15 protein-coding genes are annotated in these 16,382 nt (G+C 68.6%); 7 read left to right on the forward strand and 8 right to left on the reverse strand.

Annotated elements, in window-relative coordinates:
- Positions 1-20: 20 nt before the first annotated feature.
- Together HUA78_RS15925 and HUA78_RS15930 are read left to right on the forward strand one after the other, a co-directional pair.
- Positions 21-1,139, forward strand: coding sequence for a sensor histidine kinase (locus HUA78_RS15925; protein ID WP_174476630.1), 1,119 nt, complete (start codon positions 21-23; stop codon positions 1,137-1,139).
- The gene (locus HUA78_RS15930) at positions 1,105-1,848 is read left to right on the forward strand and encodes a LytTR family DNA-binding domain-containing protein (protein ID WP_141641462.1); all 744 of its coding nucleotides are present in this window, start codon (positions 1,105-1,107) and stop codon (positions 1,846-1,848) included. The genes HUA78_RS15925 and HUA78_RS15930 overlap by 35 nt, the downstream gene beginning before the upstream one ends.
- Positions 1,849-1,875: 27 nt before the next feature.
- On the opposite strand, the gene HUA78_RS15935 is transcribed toward HUA78_RS15930, so the two are convergent.
- The 3 genes from HUA78_RS15935 to HUA78_RS15945 all read right to left on the reverse strand — a co-directional run bounded on the left by HUA78_RS15935 (position 1,876) and on the right by HUA78_RS15945 (position 5,244).
- Complete coding sequence (locus tag HUA78_RS15935; protein WP_174462702.1) at positions 1,876-2,559, reverse strand: macro domain-containing protein; 684 nt, start codon at positions 2,557-2,559, stop codon at positions 1,876-1,878.
- Between the two features lie 118 nt (positions 2,560-2,677).
- A complete protein-coding gene (locus HUA78_RS15940; RefSeq protein ID WP_174476631.1) occupies positions 2,678-3,991 on the reverse strand; it encodes an alpha/beta hydrolase in 1,314 nt (437 codons plus the stop codon).
- A 242-nt stretch (positions 3,992-4,233) separates the two neighbouring features.
- Complete coding sequence (locus HUA78_RS15945; protein ID WP_174476632.1) at positions 4,234-5,244, reverse strand: hypothetical protein; 1,011 nt, start codon at positions 5,242-5,244, stop codon at positions 4,234-4,236.
- Positions 5,245-5,390: 146 nt separating this feature from the next.
- Here HUA78_RS15945 and HUA78_RS15950 point away from each other — a divergent pair, with 146 nt between their 5' ends.
- The gene (locus tag HUA78_RS15950) at positions 5,391-7,433 is read left to right on the forward strand and encodes a radical SAM protein (RefSeq protein ID WP_174465367.1); all 2,043 of its coding nucleotides are present in this window, start codon (positions 5,391-5,393) and stop codon (positions 7,431-7,433) included.
- 8 nt (positions 7,434-7,441) lie between these two features.
- Here HUA78_RS15950 and HUA78_RS15955 read toward each other — a convergent pair whose 3' ends face one another.
- The 5 genes from HUA78_RS15955 to HUA78_RS15975 form a co-directional block, all read right to left on the reverse strand.
- Positions 7,442-9,220, reverse strand: coding sequence for an ABC transporter ATP-binding protein (locus HUA78_RS15955; protein ID WP_174476633.1), 1,779 nt, complete (start codon positions 9,218-9,220; stop codon positions 7,442-7,444).
- The gene (locus tag HUA78_RS15960) at positions 9,217-11,028 is read right to left on the reverse strand and encodes an ABC transporter ATP-binding protein (protein WP_174476634.1); all 1,812 of its coding nucleotides are present in this window, start codon (positions 11,026-11,028) and stop codon (positions 9,217-9,219) included. The genes HUA78_RS15955 and HUA78_RS15960 overlap by 4 nt, the downstream gene beginning before the upstream one ends.
- A 93-nt stretch (positions 11,029-11,121) precedes the next feature.
- A complete protein-coding gene (locus HUA78_RS15965; protein WP_174476635.1) occupies positions 11,122-11,754 on the reverse strand; it encodes a TetR/AcrR family transcriptional regulator in 633 nt (210 codons plus the stop codon).
- Positions 11,755-11,788: 34 nt separating this feature from the next.
- Positions 11,789-12,277 carry a group II truncated hemoglobin gene (locus HUA78_RS15970; RefSeq protein ID WP_174476636.1) on the reverse strand — a complete coding sequence of 163 codons (489 nt, stop codon included), beginning with the start codon at positions 12,275-12,277 and terminating at the stop codon, positions 11,789-11,791.
- On the reverse strand, positions 12,274-12,693 hold the full coding sequence (locus HUA78_RS15975) for a putative quinol monooxygenase (RefSeq protein ID WP_371745594.1): 420 nt from the start codon (positions 12,691-12,693) through the stop codon (positions 12,274-12,276). The genes HUA78_RS15970 and HUA78_RS15975 overlap by 4 nt, the downstream gene beginning before the upstream one ends.
- 136 nt (positions 12,694-12,829) lie before the next feature.
- Between HUA78_RS15975 and HUA78_RS15980 the strand changes: the two genes are divergently transcribed.
- The 4 genes from HUA78_RS15980 (at position 12,830) to HUA78_RS15995 (ending at position 16,373) form a co-directional block, all read left to right on the forward strand.
- Positions 12,830-13,747: an AraC family transcriptional regulator gene (locus tag HUA78_RS15980; protein WP_174476637.1), complete on the forward strand. Its 918-nt coding sequence runs from the start codon at positions 12,830-12,832 to the stop codon at positions 13,745-13,747.
- Positions 13,748-13,812: 65 nt separating this feature from the next.
- Positions 13,813-14,250, forward strand: coding sequence for a hypothetical protein (locus HUA78_RS15985; RefSeq protein ID WP_174476638.1), 438 nt, complete (start codon positions 13,813-13,815; stop codon positions 14,248-14,250).
- A gap of 252 nt (positions 14,251-14,502) precedes the next feature.
- Positions 14,503-15,555 carry a fatty acid desaturase gene (locus HUA78_RS15990; RefSeq protein WP_174456372.1) on the forward strand — a complete coding sequence of 351 codons (1,053 nt, stop codon included), beginning with the start codon at positions 14,503-14,505 and terminating at the stop codon, positions 15,553-15,555.
- A 65-nt stretch (positions 15,556-15,620) separates the two neighbouring features.
- On the forward strand, positions 15,621-16,373 hold the full coding sequence (locus tag HUA78_RS15995) for a DUF2652 domain-containing protein (protein WP_174456373.1): 753 nt from the start codon (positions 15,621-15,623) through the stop codon (positions 16,371-16,373).
- Positions 16,374-16,382 lie beyond the last annotated feature (9 nt).

Consider the following 16,382-nt stretch of genomic DNA (forward strand, 5'->3'; position numbering starts at 1 on the left):
ACTCTGGTAGGTTCCCGCGCATGAAACACCGCCTGGCCCCCGCTCCAGCGTTCTGGACCCTGCAGCTCGGGGGCTGGGGGCTCTACGCCATCCTGCTCATCATCACCTTCTATCCGGCCATCAACGCGGATGGCGGCGCGCTGCACCTGGTGGTGGCCAAGGCGCACCGCGCGCTGTACGGACTGGCGCTCACCAGCGTGATGAGGCTGGCCTACCGGCGCCTCTTTCCGGGCACCTTCCGGCGGCAGACGCTCTGGGCCATGGTCACCAGCGCGGCGTTCGGAGTCCTCTGGACGGTGCTGGGTGAGCTGTGGGCCATCTGGCTCTATCCCACGTACGACTGGCATCGACACCAGATGTCGCTTCCCCGGCTCTCGCTGGAATACGGCGTCACGCTGCTGGGCTGGAGCGGGCTCTACTTCGGAATCAAACACGCCCGAGCCTGGCAGGAGGAGCGCGAGCGCGCCCTGCGAGCGGACACCCTGGCGCAGGAGGCGCGGCTCGCGTCCCTGCGTCACCAGATGCACCCGCACTTCCTGTTCAACGCGCTCACCTCCGTGCGCGCCCTCATCGGGGAGGACCCCGCCCGTGCGCGGCGCATGGTGACGGAGATGGCGGACTTCCTGCGCTTCTCGCTCCAGAAGGGGGACTACCCGCATGTCCCGCTGGAGGAGGAGCTGTCCATGGTGCGCAGCTACCTGAGCATCGAGTCGGTGCGCTTCGAGGAGAAGCTGGACGCGAGCCTCTCCGTGGAGCCCGGCACCGAGCAGCTCACCGTGCCCGCGTTCCTCATCCAGCCGCTGGTGGACAACGCGGTGAAGCACGGCCTCGCGTCCGGAGTGCTGCCGGTGCGCGTGCGTGTGCGGGTGACGCGGGTGCGGGACGTGCTGCGCATCCAGGTGGACAACACCGGCACGTGGGCGCCCGCGGCGCGCGAGCTGGGCCCCCAGGGCACGGGCACCGGGCTCCGCAACGTGCGCGAGCGACTGGCCCACCTCTACGCGGACCGCGCGAAGCTGGAGACGTCGGAGACGGACGGCTGGGTCCACATCGTCGTCGAGCTTCCCGCCATGGAATGGACCCCGATACTCGCGGAGGAATCGCATGACGCTGCCCCTGCGCGCGTTGCTCGTGGATGACGAGCGGCTCGCCCGAGTCGAGCTGCGCGAGATGCTGTCATCGTCTCCCCATGTGAAGGTCGTGGGCGAGGCGGACAGCGTGAAGTCCGCGCTGGAGCGAATCGAGGAGCTGCGGCCGGAGCTGCTCTTCCTGGACGTGCAGATGCCCGGAGAGGGTGGCTTCGAGCTGCTCGCCCGCCTGCCCGAGCGGCCATTCCAGGTGATTTTCGTCACGGCCCACGACACGCACGCGCTGCGGGCGTTCGAGGTCAACGCGCTGGACTACCTGCTCAAGCCCGTGCATCCGGACCGGCTGGCGCGGGCCGTGGAGCGACTGGTGGAACGGGAGCAGGGTAAACCGGCGCCCGCGCAGGGCCCCACCCGCCAGAAGCTCACCGAGGCGGACGTGTTGTTCCTGGAGAACGGCGCGAAGTCGCGCTTCGTGCGGGTGGAGCAGCTCGTCTGCCTTCGCGGCGCGGGCGACTACGTGGAGCTCGTCACGGCGGACGGCCAGTGCACGCTGTCGCCGCGCCCCTTGAAGGAGTGGGAGCTGCGCCTGCCGGAGCGGACCTTCGCGCGCATCCACCGCTCCGCGCTGGTCAACCTGACCTACGTCGAGCGCGTGGACCGGGGCTTGAGTGGCGGGGGTGACGTCTACCTGCGCGGGCTGGAAGCGCCTCTGCCGCTCAGCCGGAGCCATGCGTCGGCGCTGCGCGAGCGGTTCGGCTGACCGGCTGCGCCCGTGAGCGCGCGGCGACTACCTGCCGCGCTGCTCCTGCTCGCGACAGCGCTCCACGAAGTCCAGCACCTCGCGCGACACGGAGCCCTCCGGCAGCGCGAAGTAGCGCGAGACGATATCCACGGTGGCGATGTACTCCGGCAGGTTGTAGCCGTAGAAGACCAGACGCCCGAGCCGCGAACCCTCTCTGGCGCTCAGGTGCTCGCTCAGCGTGGAGCACGCCAGGTCCACCGATTCACGCAGCGAGAGCCCTCCAGTGCCGGCCCCCAGGGCGACCATGGCCACGGAGAGGTCTGCTTCGTCCAACTGCTCCAGCGTCTCCCACAGCTTCACGCAGGCCGCGCGGATGCGCTGCGAGTCCGGGAACGAGCCCCCGTGAATGCCCTCGCGATAGTCCATCACCGCGACGTGGGCCACCCACTTCGCCGTGGGGTGCGCGCCCGCCTCCGTCACCAGCACCTCTCCCGGCGCCATGGGTCCACCGAAGCGCGCATTCAGCGCCGCGAGGATGTGCTCCTGGAAGCCTTCGCCGCACGCCCGGCGGATGGCGCCGGAGACACCCGAGCCGAGCTGGCCATTCGTGTTGGATGCATTGACGAGCACCCGCTCGCGTCCGCTCACCAGACTGCCTTGCACCACTTCGACAGACGACAGCCGTGAGCCCACGTCAGGGCTCTTCAACACCACGTTCGACAAGCGCATGCACGACCTTCCCAGGTCCACTCAAGACAAGCGGGACCCGCCAGAGCACCGGCCGGTCCCGCGAAAAAATTGTAAGGGATTCCGGTGGAGCGGACCTTGGGCCCGCTCTACATCCGGCTCACTCCACGGCGCGCTTCGCCTCGGGGTCGATGACGCGGTTGCCCTTCCACCAGTCATGCTCGCCGTAGCGCTGCTGGGCCCGGTCCACTCCGCCGTAGTTCCCGGTGACGATGTCCGCCAGGTTGGCCAGGGACTCGGAGCCCTCTTTGTAGTACTTGGAATGGTCGCCCATGTTGCTCTTGTCCCCGCGGTCCTTCGCCTCCGCGGTGAACCGGTTGGCGCCGAACTTGTTCTCGGACGGGTCCTGTCCCAGCGGGTCCCCGGGCAGGTTGCTGCCATTGAGCCAGGACACCACGTCCCGGCTGGCCGAGCCGGACCACACGTGGCCGTTGGCGAGCGCGCCGTCGTAGTCCTTCACCGACTTGGCGCTGCCCGCGCCGGGGCTGCCGATGAGCACCAGGTCATCCGCCTGGAGGCCGTTCTTGTCGGCGGCGATGGAGGCGGTGGTGCTGCCATAGCTGTGGCCAATGACAGTCAGGTGCGGCTGGTTTCCGTCGCGCGCGGCGCGGATGCCGGCCACGTCGGCGGCCAGCAGCTTGGCGCCATTCTCCGCGGCGTTGTCGGACGCCACGTTCTGGAAGCCCGGCGCGTCGTAGCCCATCCAGGCCACCGTCGCGACCTCACCCTGCTGCGTGCCCGAGGCCTTGTGGAGCTTGAGCGCGTCGCTGGTGATGTTGTCCATGTAGCCGCGCACGTCCGAGTTCAGGCCCGGCACGCTCACCGACACATGCTTCGCGGTGTCCAGGTTGCCGGCGACGATGGCCGCACGGCCCTCGCCATTGACGAAGGTCGAGTCATAGACGAGCAACTGCGCGGAGCCCGCCTCCTTCGCCACCCGGTCGAGCTGCGTCTGCACCGCCCGCGCGTTCTCCAGCTGGCGCTGTTGGTCCTTGGAGGGTGACTTCTCCGCGCTGAGCTGGGCGATTTCATTCTTCAGCTGCGTGCGGTTCGCGGTGTCACGCACGGAGGCCGGCAGGCCATCCATGGAGCCGAGCTTCTTGGGGTCCGAGCTGACCACCTGCGACTGCTCCGTGGGCGACAGCTGCTTCCACCAACCCGCGCGGGCCTTCGGGTCCGCGGGCGCGCTGTCCAGCGGCCCCTTGGCGGCGAGCGGGGCATTCTCCCCGGTGAGCTTCTCCGCCCCCGTCTTGCGAGGCCCCTCGAACGTGGAGACCGTCTCCACCTTCTCCACGGGCTTCGCCTTGGGCTTGGCCTTGGCCGCCGTCTGCTGCTCGGCCGCGACGCGCGCGGCCTCCGCTCGGCGACGGGCGGACTCGGCTGCGCTGCTGTTCACAGAGGAGATACCGGCCATGACAGCGCCTCGTGTTGAAGGGGGGATACCTACATCTTCGCGAATCAGCCGAAAATGTTTCCTGACGCCTAGGAAAAACCGAGGGGCGTGATGTGACGCAGGACGTCACACCTTTCGGCGGCGACCCACGGCGCTCCGAGTCACGTTGGCGCAGGCATCGCGCGAACCCGGACGCCAGAAAGCAGAAGGCCCGGGGCCGCTGTTCGCGACCACCGGGCCTTCGTCAACGACCGGGGACGGGGCTACTTGGTGGGGTTGTCCACGCCGTTGTTGGTCCACACGTAGCGCTGAATCCAGTCACCACCGACGCCCAGGCCCGTCTCACGCTGGCGGTCCTGGACGAGCGCGGGGGGCAGGCCCTTGTCCTGGAAGGACGCGGGCACGCGGGTGCCGGACTCGAGGTGCGAGTTGTTGACGACCTCGTACTGGAGGTTGGGCTTGCCGGTCTTCTCGTCGATGCCGGTGCACGTCACCTGCGTGCGGTAGGAGCCGATGAACCACTCCAGCGAGGTGTACTTCTCCTTGCTCTTCTCGTCGGTGCCCGGGCCCGTGAAGCGGTACAGGGCCTTGTCCTTCTGCGCGTCGGTGGCCTCGGCGGGAGGGAACACGTCGCCGGGCTTCGGGTTCGGGTACATCTTGAAGAACTCTTCGGTCACCTGCTGCTGGTGGGGACGGCCCGCCAGGTCTTCGGTGTACGCGTTGTCGCGCACGGTGACGCGCTCGGTGCCGTTGTCCGTCTTGTCCCAGGTGCCCAGGTCCTTGGGCTTCTCCTCGAGCAGCCAGGTGCCCCACAGCTTGGGCCAGTCACCCTGCAGCTTCTGCCCCGTCACCGGGTCCGTCGTCCGGGTGATGCCCTCCAGGTCCACCTTGCCCAGCGTCTTCAGGCTCTGGGTGATGGAGGAGTCCTTGCCGACGAGCAGCTCCGACGTCTTGGCCAGGGCATCCATGCCGCCCTCGGCCGCCTTCACCAGCTGGTCGGCGGCGCCGTCCGGCAGCACCTTCGTGACGCCGTGGTAGGCGGTGCGCAGGCCCGTCTGGAACACGTCGCGGGCCAGGTCCTTCGGGTCGGTGATGGCCTTCTTGAACGCGTCAGTGACGGGGTTGTGCTTCACGTCCTCGAACACGTCCTTGGTCGTGTCGACGACGGCCTTCTTCACGTCCGTCGCCTTGTCGACGACCGTGTCCTTCACGTCGTTGACGGTGTTCGTCACCGTCTTCCGAACGTCGTTGAAGCTGGGGATCTTGAAACCCATGTGGGTGGGACCTCGGGGGGTGTGGGCGGCCAGACTTCGGCTGACTCTGGAGTTATCGGCCCTGGAACGTCGATTGTTTCTTGTAGGCTGAGAACCACGCCCCACCCTTGGATTGCCCCTGAATCCAGGGGGTTGCGAGGACCTTCATGCAGCCACACTCCGACTGGCGCCCCCACGCGCTCGATGGCGCCCTCCTCTGGTTCCACCGGATCACCGGCACGAACCTCCGCGTGGACGGACCCCGGACGCGCCACCTGCGGCGAAGGGCGCCCCGGCTGGTCCTCTTCGGCATCACCAACGCGTGCAACCTCGCGTGCACCTTCTGTTCGAGAGAGCGGGAAGCGAAGAGCGAGTGGACGGTGGACTCCGCCTTCGACGTGCTGGCGGGCCTGGCCCGCGCGGGCACGCTGGAGGTCGCGTTCGGTGGCGGCGAGCCCCTCGCCTTTCGTGGCCTCGATGAGCTGGTGCGGCGGCTGTCGAACGAGACGCCGCTCGCCATCCACTTCACCACCAACGGGATGCTGCTCTCCGACGAGCGACTCGCACGACTCGCGCCCCACCTGGGAGAGGTCCGCGTGTCGCTCTACGACGACAACGACTGGGAGGCGTGTGTCGAGCGGCTCGCCCGCGCCGGACAGACGTTCGGCGTGAACATCCTCGCGACCCCGGAGCGACTGCCCACGCTGCCCGCACAGCTCCGGACGCTTCACGCGCTGGGCTGTCGAGATGCCGCGCTCCTGCGCTACGTCGGCGACGACGCGAAGCTCCGACTGAGTCCTTCGGATGAGGCACGACTCACGGAGGTGCTCGCGGACAGCCCGCTGCGCACGCGCCTGTCGGTCTGCTTCGGAGACACGCTGACGGAGGTCCCCCGGCTCTTCGGCGGCGACTGCGGCGCGGGGCTCGACTTCGTCACCCTGACGTCGGACCGACGGCTGAAGGCGTGCTCGTTTCAGGGCGGGGGACTTCCCATCACCTCGGCGGAGGATGTGCTCGCGGGATGGAACGGGCGGCGAGACGTGCTGTCCGCGCCGTCGCCCCTGGCGGGCTGTGCGCGCGCGGGGGCGCCTTTGGGAGAGGCGCTGACCGACGGCGTTCGCGTGTGGCGCGGGTTCTCCGGAAACAACAGCGGAGACTGCGTGCTCGTGGGTCGCTTCGAGACGGCTGAAGAGGCCACGGCCTACCTCGACACGCTCCTGCCAGACTGGAAGTCGGGACGCGCCTACCCGGAGCGATGGAAGGAGCTGCTCGCGGCGGAGGGCATCCCGGTGGGCGCGGAGGAGCGCGTCCCCGATTTGATGGCCTCGCTGGGCCGGGTGGTGATGCTGCACACCGAGATGACGCTGGATGACGACTTCCCCGCGCTGCGGACCCTCTTGTGGAAGCGCAAGGGGCGCATGGTCCACTCGGAGATTCACGGGCACGGTAGATTCGAGCTGGCGACCGCGTTTGGAGTGCGGGACACGGCGACCCTGGGCGCACTGGAGCGCGTGCTGGAAGAGGAAGTGCACGGCTCTTTCATCCGCCATGCGAACCAGCTCCACGGGCTCGTGGGCTACTGGGGCGCCCCTGGTGGCAGGGAGTCCCTCGACACCGTGGTGGCGAGGCTGAAGACACTCGCCCAGGAGAACGGCGCGGTCGTCGCGGCGGAGCTGGTGGAGGTCCCCAAGGACCTGCGCCTCGAACAGCGCCTCGCCTCGCGCGGCCCTCACGCGGGGCGGCTGCGCCTGTGGGTCCTGTTCCAGTCCGCGGAGGTGGCGAGCCGCTATGCGAAGGACCTGACCGGCGACGTCACGGTGGCGGGCCCGCACGTCCTGCTGGAGGAAGACCACTTTGGCCCCCGCCTGGGTTACCTCGCCCAGCGCCAGGGTGGCACCGCGCTCATGCTCACCAGTCAGCGCGTCATCGTGAGGGGCTCCTTCTCGCAGCCGAAGCGCGGCCCGCCCGACGTCGTCCCGCACCTTCGTCCGTACCTGACACCGGACGACCGCGTGGAATCGGCACCCGGGAACGACAGCCTCTCGGTCCGGGTCAACACGATGGAACCCGGACGCGTGCTGAAGGCGCTCGTCGAGCTGGAGGCCGTGCTGGGCCTGCATGCCTGGGTTCGGGTGTACTCCGACGACCCGCTCGCGGAGGCACTGCACCGCCTCCGCGAGGACGTGAACGAAGAACTCCGTCGACGGTAGCGACGGCCCTACCCCTGCTCGGCCCGGGGGACTTCTCGCCGCGGGCCCAGGTGCCATCCCTTGGCCCGCTCCTGCTCACGCCAGAGCGCCGCATAGGGCCCCTCGCGACGCACCAGCTCGTCGTGAGTCCCGCTCTCCGCCACGCGTCCGCGCTCCAGCACCACGATGCGGTGCGCGCGACGCACCGTCCGCAGCCGGTGCGCAATCACGACCACCGTCTTGTGCCGGACCAGCTCGTCAATCGCCCGCTGAATCTCCGCCTCCGCGGACGCATCGACCGAAGCCGTGGCCTCGTCGAGCAGGACGATGGGCGCGTCCTTGAGGATGGCCCGCGCGATGGACAGCCGCTGCCGCTCGCCTCCCGAGAGTGAGCCACCGTCCTCGGTGAGCACGGTGTCGAAGCCCTGGGGGAGCGCCTGGATGAAGTCGTGCGCCCTCGCGGCCCTGGCGGCGCGCTCGACGTCCTCCCGGGACGCATCCGCGCGGCCCACGCGCAGGTTGTCGAGCACCGTCCCGGAGAACAGCACCACGTCCTGGAACACCATCGCGATGTGCCGGTGCAGCTCCTCGAACGGCAAATCCCGGATGTCGACTCCGCCGATGCGAATGGCCCCCTGCCCTCGCGGCACGTCCCACAGCCGCGCGACCAGATGCACCAGCGTCGACTTGCCCGAGCCCGAGGCACCGACAATCGCCGTGAGCGACTGCTCGCGGAACTCGACGGAGACGTCCTTCAGCACGTGCTCCCCTTCGTACGCGAAGGAGACGGCCTCCACCTCCACGTTGAAGCGGGTGACAGGCGCCGCCGGCGAGGAAGGCTCGCTCAGCGGCTTCTCGGCCATGAGCCGGTCCACGCGCTCCAGCGCGCGCTGGGAGCCTCGGAGCATGAGGAGCGCCACGCCCAGCTCGGCCACCTGTCGCGTCACGCCCACGCTCACCACGAGGAACACCAGGAGCGTCCCCGGAGCCAGCGTCCCCTGGAAGGCCAGCGTGCTGCCCACGAACGCCACGACGACGAAGCTCGCCTCGACCAGGAAGCCGAAGACGGACAGGAGCGGTGACGGCGCCACCTCCGCGCGGATGAGCGCGTCACGCAGCCGCTCCATCGCCTTCACGAAGCGCTGGTACACCTCACCGTGTCGACCGAAGGCGCGGAGCACGGCGATGCCCTGCACGTACTCGACGATGCGCGCGTTCACGTCCGCCGTCGCCTCGAGCACGGAGGTGATTTCCCGCACGAAGAGGGGCGTCGTGGCCGCCAGGACGACGAGCGCGACGGGCAACATCGCGAGGACGGCGAGCCCCAGCCGCCAGTCGAGGAAGCACAGCCCGAGGCCCACCAGCATCGGCAGGGCGAAGCTGGCGGCGAAGACGCCGATGATGTGCGACCAGATGTCCTCGACGAGCGCCAGGTCCGTCGTGAGCACGCCCATCAGCTCGCCGCTGCGGTGCTGGGTGAAGAAGCCCATGGGCAACCGCCGCAGGTGGTCCGCCGTGCGGATGCGGGCCTGTCCCATCAACGCATGGGCCGCGGTGAAGATGTTCGACATCGCCGACCGGGTGAACACCATCCGCAGGAGCACCGCGAGGACGATGCCGCCCGTCACCTGGCCCGTCAGCTCCAGGGTGAACCGTCGCTCCAACGCCGCGCGGACGAAGAACAGGACCAGCGCATAGGGCAGCGCCGTCGCCACCGCCTCACCGAAGGCGAAGAGGAAGCCGCGCCGCAGCCGCGCGTCCTTCTGGCCCGCCAGCCGCTCTCCGAGCGTGAAGAACTCTCCAATCATGACGCCACCTCCACACCACGCGGGGCTTCTGCCTCGGCACCGCCGAGCGACCAGTCCCGTGCATCCGAGTGACTCGCCCACAGCCGCTGGTAGAGCGCGCAGCGCGCGAGCAATACCTCATGCGGGCCCTGGTCCTGGACCCGTCCTCCGTCGAGCACGACGATGTGGTCGGCGGTGGCGATGGTCGACAGCCGGTGGGCGACGACCACGACGGTCCTCCCCTCGCACAGCTCCGACAACGCCTCCTGGATGCGCGCCTCGTTCTCCGGGTCCGCGAACGCGGTCGCCTCGTCGAGCAGGAGCACGGGCGCGGCCTTGAGCAGGGCCCGCGCGATGGACAGCCGCTGCTTCTCTCCACCGGACAGCCGCGCGCCGCGCTCGCCCAGCATCGTGTCGTACCCCTGGGGCAGCCCGAGGATGAAGTCATGCGCCCGCGCGGCGCGGCATGCGGCCTCCAGCTCCGCGTCCGTCGCCTCCGCGCGTCCCAGCCGCAGGTTTTCGCGGACGGAGCCATGGAAGAGGAACACGTCCTGGAACACCATGGAGACGCGCGAGAGCAGCGTGTCGAGCGGCAGCTTGCGCACGTCGACGCCCCCCAGCTCCACCGTGCCGCCATGGGCCTCCCACAGCCTGGGCACGAGCTTCACGAGCGTCGACTTGCCAGCGCCCGAGGGCCCCACGAGCGCGGTCACCTTCCCGGCCGGCGCATCGAACGTGACGCGGTGGAGCACGTCCTTCCCCGCGCTGTCGTAGCGGAAGTCGACCTCGCGGAAGGAGATTCCGTCATGTCGTGGCGACTCGGTGCCCGCGACGTCTTCCAGGTCGGGCGCCAGGAGGATGTCGTGGATGCGCTCGTTGCCCGCTGTGACGCGCTCGACGTTGCCCCACGCGAACATCAGCCGCATCAGCGACATGAGGAGCTGGGGTCCCAGCACCAGGAACAACACCAGCGACTCCAGCGAGAGCCCGCCTCGCACGTAGAGCCAGCCTCCCAGGGGCACGAGGACGACGAGGCTGGAGCCGATGAGCGCGCCGAAGGCGCCATAGCCCCGCCCGTTGGTGCGCATGAAGCCCTCCATCCACGCCAGGCCCTCCTCGATGGAGCGCGAGAGGTCCCCGAAGCGGGCCGCGGAGAGGCCAAACGTCTTGATGACCTTGATGCCCCGGAAGTACTCCAGGAGCGACGCGTTCATCCGCTGCTGAATCTCGTTCCACCGCGCATGCGCCTTGCCGACATCGCGCATCGCGAGCGCCATGGCGCCCACGGCCAAGGGAGCGACGGCGATGCTCGCCAGGGCCATCCGCCAGTCCACCCACAGCAGCGCGACGGCCGTGGCGAGCGGAACCACCATGGCGGCCACCGCGTCCGGGAAGTTGTGCGCGACGAACGACTCAATCTGATTCACGTCGTCCATCAGCGTCGTCTTCAGCGAGCCCGTGGACCGACGGCTGAAGAACGACAGTGGCACCGCGCCGAGCTTCCGCGCGATTCGCAGGCGCAGCGCATGGAGGATTCGGAATGCGGCGATGTGCGCGGCCATCGTCGCCCCCGCGACGAACAGGTAGCGCAGCACCAGCGCCCCCACTGCGACGAGCGCCAGCGTGCGGACCTCGTCCAGCTTCGGCGGCTCCGCGTAGATGGCCGTGGCCATGCGCGCGACGATGAAGAACGGCACCAACCCCAGCGCGGCGGCCACCGTCGAGCTGAGCGCCGCGAGCCCCACCAGCGGCCCCTGCAAACCCAGCAGCGACACCAACCCTCGCAGGCCAGGCGGCGGATGACTCGGCGACTCCTCGACGACACTCACGGACGACCTCCCATTGACTTGATTTCGATAATAATATTCATTATCGACGCCTGACCAGCGGCATCGACGAACCGGGGCACAGGTCCCCACCCGTTACGCGCGGGAGGGCAGGACACCGTTCCGCAGCAGCTTCAGGCAGAGCGCCAGGTACGCGCGTTCCCGCTGAGCGCGGCTGCCCAGGTGCCGCAGCCGGTGGGCATGGCGCTCGCTGTAGCTGACCCAGGCCTTCATGAGGCCCGCCAGGGCGATGAGGAGCAGCTCCGGGTCCACGTCCTTCGCGACGGCGCGGTTGCGCTGCGCGGCCCGGACCTGGGCGGCTTGTCGTTCGACGAAGTCGTCCTCACCCGGCCACATCTCCAAGTCCCCTTCCAGCGCGGCCCAGGCGGCCAGGCGGGACCACTCCGGACTCGCCCGGAAGAAGCCGACGAGCTGCTGGAGCCCCTCCTCGGTGAGCAGCCCCAGGCCGTCATCATCGGGAGCCGGTGCGTGGGCCCGCGCGGAGTCCTCCACCGCGTGGGCCTTCACGATGGCGTAGAGCGACTCCTTCGTCCCGAAGTGGTGCTGAATCAGGCTCACGGACACGCCCGCCGCGTTGGCGACATCCCGGAAGGACGTCCCGGCGAAGCCACGCTCCGCGAACAGCCGCGTGCCCTCCGTGAGGATCCGCTTCCGGACCCCCTCCGGGTCCCTCGTCAGCACGGGCTTCTTCTTCGCGGCGGCGACCATCGTGAACTTACTGTACGACCAACAAGTTCACCGTTCAAGTCTCCGGGCGATAGGGCCCGCCAGGGACACCCCAGCCCCAGGTGGGCATGGGCCCGTCCAGCGTGACGCTCGCGCCGGGCTGGGAGTTGATGACGGCGAGCCGGGAGCCCCACTCGACGTAGGCGACGAAGGCCGAGCGGAACTCGGGGTCCGAGGGCAGCCCCACCTCGTTGGCGCTGTCGAGCAGCAGGTCCGTCCAGCGTCGCCGCTGCGCCTCCGTCAGGTGCCGCTCCAGGTGGTGACGCAGCATCCCGGGATGTCCGCCATGCGCCTCGCTGTAGGCACGAGGCCCGCCCAGGACTTCACCCAGGAAGAGGGCGACGTGGGCCGGGTGCCGCGCGGACATGCGCTCGAAGATGGGGCCGAGAAGCGCGTCGGTGCGCACCCGGGCATAGAAACACTCGGTCAGCCGCGCCAGGGCCTGCGCCCCACCCGCCCACGCGTACAGCGTGGGCACCGCGGACGCATCACCGCCGTCGCTCACGGCCGGGTCCACGCCGTGTCGACGTCGTAGTGCTTCATCTCCTGGATGTCGGAGACGAACGGCCGCACGAGCACGAAGAACTTCTGGAAGGCCGCGCTGCCCCGGAACCCCTTCATGTGTCCTTCGAGAGAGTCCCACTCGATGCGGACCACGAAGTGGTGGGGCTCCTCGGAGCCTCGGCTCACTTCGTAGCGCAGGCAGTGCGGCGAGGCGCGCAGGTGCTCGCCCGCGGCCCGGTAGGCTTCGAGGAACGCGTCGGCGCGCTCGGCCGGGATGTCATAGCGGATGTATTCGACAATCATGGACTGCTCCTTGTTCGATGAGGACTTCGACGGACGGGGTGCGGCGGTAATCCCCGCGACGCCCAGGGCGGCGACGAGGAGGAACAAGGCGACACGACGAGACTTCCCGGACACGGACGACCTCCAGGGCGGGGCCTGGTTTCGAGGGTGCATTCCCGCCCAGCCGTGCCACTGTAAGGACGGCGGGAGGACCCCCGCTTTGTCGGCCGTTCCGATTCGTGGGCCTCGCGTTCCAAAGGGAGGGATGGGGATGGAGCCGCTGTCCGCGGTGCTGCGTGGGATGAACCTGAAGGGAAGCATCTACGCGGCCTGGGAGCTGCGGGCCCCGTGGGGCATGGACCTGCCGGAGGCTCCCTTCGCATCCTTTCACTGGATGGAACAGGGAAGCAGTTGGCTGCGCGCCGGCGAGGACGTCCTGCCCCTGGAGGCTGGCGAGCTGGTGGTCCTCTTCGGCGGCCAGGCGCATCAACTGCTCTCCTCGCGGGCGGCCTCGGTCACGCCCCTGTCACGACTGCTCGTGCGGCACCCACCCGTCGCGGGGGTTCATCACGTCGAGGGCCCGGGTGCGCAATCCCGACTGGTCTGCGGCAAGTTCGCGGCCGAGGGCGAGCAGGGTCTCCGGATGCTGCGCGGGCTTCCCCCCGTCGTACACCTGGGACGCGAGAAGCTGCACGCGCTTCCCGCCCTCCGCGCGCTGCTGACGTCCCTCTCCCACGAGGCGGGCTCCACGGCCCCCGGAGCCGCCACGGCGGCCGCGCGAATCACCGAGGCGCTCTTCGTCCAGGTCCTGCGCACGCTGCTGCTCGAATCGGACGAGGGGCCCCCCGGGTGGCTCGCGGGGCTGCGCGAGCCTCGACTGGCGGAGGCGCTCCACCTGCTCCACATGGACCCGGCGCGGCCCTGGTCCGTCGAGGAGCTGGCCTCGCGGGTGGGAATGTCCCGCACGCGCTTCGCCCTGCTCTTCCAGGAGCGCATCGGCCAGCCTCCCGTGGCCTATCTGGCCCACCTCCGCCTGGAGCTCGTCACCCGACGGTTGCGCGATGGCGAGGAGTCCATCGCCGAAATCGCCCACGCGGTCGGGTTCGAGAGCCAGTCCGGACTGAACCGCGCGTTCCGTCGGCGCTTCGGGCAGACGCCCTCGGCGTTCCGCAAGTCGACGCGTGCCTGAAACATCCCACCATCGTAGCCGGTTCGTACAAGCGCCAGGGAACACGCGCGTCCCACACTCGCGCCATGAACCTCGCCCAGAAAATCGCGGCCTTTTCAGCCGGTGGCTTCCTGCTCGCTGGCCTGCTCTTCGGCGTCTGGAAATATCTCCAGATTTCGCAGAGCCCCAAGGCCCAGGCCTCGCCCTACGTCGACATCGCCCACCGGGCCGCGCTCCTCTATTCGTTCGCGTGCCTCGTCGTCGAACGCTTCGTCGTCCTCAGCGCCTTGGATGACACCATCGAGCTGATCGCCGTCATCGCTCAAATCGGCTTCTTCGCGGTGGGCGTCTCGACCTACGCCATCCACGGCCTCCTGAAAGACACGGACAATCAATTCGAGCGCCCCCACAGGCTCGGGCGTGCAGTGGTGCCTCCCGCGGTGATGGTGGCCTCCATGGTCGCCCTCATCGCGGGGGAGCTCGGAGGCTTCGCGGTGCTGTTCTGGGGCGCCGTCACAACCTGATTGTGACAAGCAGGCAGGCGACCCAGGGCTTCCGCCCGTGCTCCAGGCAGGGGGCGGGGTCGTCACGGACCTTCAGGATGAGCCCGGAGCCCAGAGGCGTTTGCCTCCGCTGGGGGCCCATTCTTCCGCCCTCGTGGAGTCCTCGCCCCCCGCGCCTCGAAGAAATTGTCGGGTAGCACTTCGCGCCGCCACCGGAGTTTCATGACAAACTCCGCGACACTTCACGCGCCCAGCCGCCTGCTCAGGGAATTCATGTCATTTCTGGACCGCATCCTCGACCCTCCGAGCTACGGCTACGAGAAGAACGGCGCGCTCTACGTGCCGACCCACCGGGAAATCTTCTCGGAGTTCTTCGCGCGGCTGAACATCTTCCGGACGCGGAAGAACTGGCTGGCGCTCATCGGGTGGACCACGACGCTGGGCTTCGGCATCCCACTCGCCCTCTTCTTCACCCACTACTTCAGCTGGTGGCTGCTGCTCGTGGGTTTCATCTACAGCATGGTGGTCCTGGGCACACACGGCACCATCTGGTTCCACCGGTACTCGACGCACCGGGCCTTCCAGTTCAAGAACGCCTTCTTCCGTGAGCTCTGCCGCAACCTGGTGGTGAAGACGATTTCGGAAGAGGCGTATGTCATTTCCCACCACGTCCACCACGCCAAGGTGGAGACGCCGGGGGACCCCTACAACGCGAAGGCCGGCTGGCTCTATTGCTTCCTGGCGGACGTGAATCATCAGGGCATCCGCAGGGACTTGAACGCCAAGGATTACTCGCAGCTGTGCAAGCTGATGGAGCACACGGGTGTGCACCTGAACAGCCATGCGCAGTACCAGAAGTGGGGCTCGCTCTGTCACCCCGCCTGGACGGTGGCGCACTTCCTGGCCAACTGGGCGGTCTGGTACGGCGTGTTCTTCCTGCTCGGCGGCCACGCCCTGGCGCTGGCCCTCTTCGGCTGGTCCGGCGTGTGGGCCGTGGGCGTGCGGACGTTCAACTATGACGGACACGGAGGCGGGAAGGACCGCCGACGCGATGGCGTGGACTTCAACATGAAGGACCAGTCCATCAACCAGCTCTGGCCAGGACTCATCACGGGCGAGTGGCACAACAACCACCACCTCTATCCGCACGGAGCCCGCGCGGGCTTCCTGTCCTACCAGTTCGACCCCGCCTGGCACTTCATCCGCGGGTGGTCCTACCTGGGCGCCATCACGTCGTACCGGGACTTCAAGCAGGAGTTCATGGAGCGCCACTACCTGCCCTGGGCGGAGAAGCAGAAGGACAAGGCCGTCGTCGTGGGTGGCTAGAGCCTTCGAGGCAGGGAGAGGCACCGCTATGCCTCCCCTGCTCCCTGCGATACGCTGAAACGCGAATGGCGACAGAGAAGGCGCTGCTGCTCATCGCGGATATCGGCGGCTACACCCGGTTCATGAAACACCACCGCTTCAGTCTCGCGCACGCGCAAGACACGGTGGCGCAGCTGCTCGAAGCCGTCATCGACGCCTCCGGCAAGTTCAAGCTCGCGAAGCTCGAAGGGGACGCGGCGTTCTTCTACGCCGTCGGCGACGACTGCAGCGTCCTGGCCCGGCAAATCGCCGACATCCGCCGCGCCTTCCTCGCCCGACGCGAGCGGCTCATCGTCGACCGCATGTGCAAGTGCGAGGGCTGCATGCAGGTCGGCGGCCTGACGCTCAAGTTCGTGGCCCACTCCGGAGAGGTCGCCTTCCAGCGCGTGAAGCACCTCACCGAGCTGGCGGGCGTGGACGTCATCCTCGTGCACCGGATGCTGAAGAACGACGTCCCCGTGTCCGAGTACTTCCTGATGACCGACTCGGTGCACCAGCAGCTCCAGCCGGAGCTGCGCCAGCTCACCCGGGGGCTCGAGCACGAGTTCGAGGGCCTGGGCCGCACGGCCACGCACTACCTGGACCTGAACGAGAGCGCCCAGGAGCTGCCCGCGGCGATTGGCCCCAGCCTGCCCCGCAGGTGGTGGCATAAGCTGACGCAGGAGGCGCGCTCGCTGAAGTACGTGCTCGGCTTCCAGCAGGCCTGCCAGAACTTCCGCAACGTCGAGGTGGTCGACGCCCAGGAGGCCGCGCCCTCCTCCGACGTGCCGCGCTCCTGAACAGAGAGC

The sequence above is a fragment of the Myxococcus sp. CA033 genome (assembly GCF_013336625.1).
GTDB lineage: Bacteria > Myxococcota > Myxococcia > Myxococcales > Myxococcaceae > Myxococcus > Myxococcus llanfairpwllgwyngyllgogerychwyrndrobwllllantysiliogogogochensis.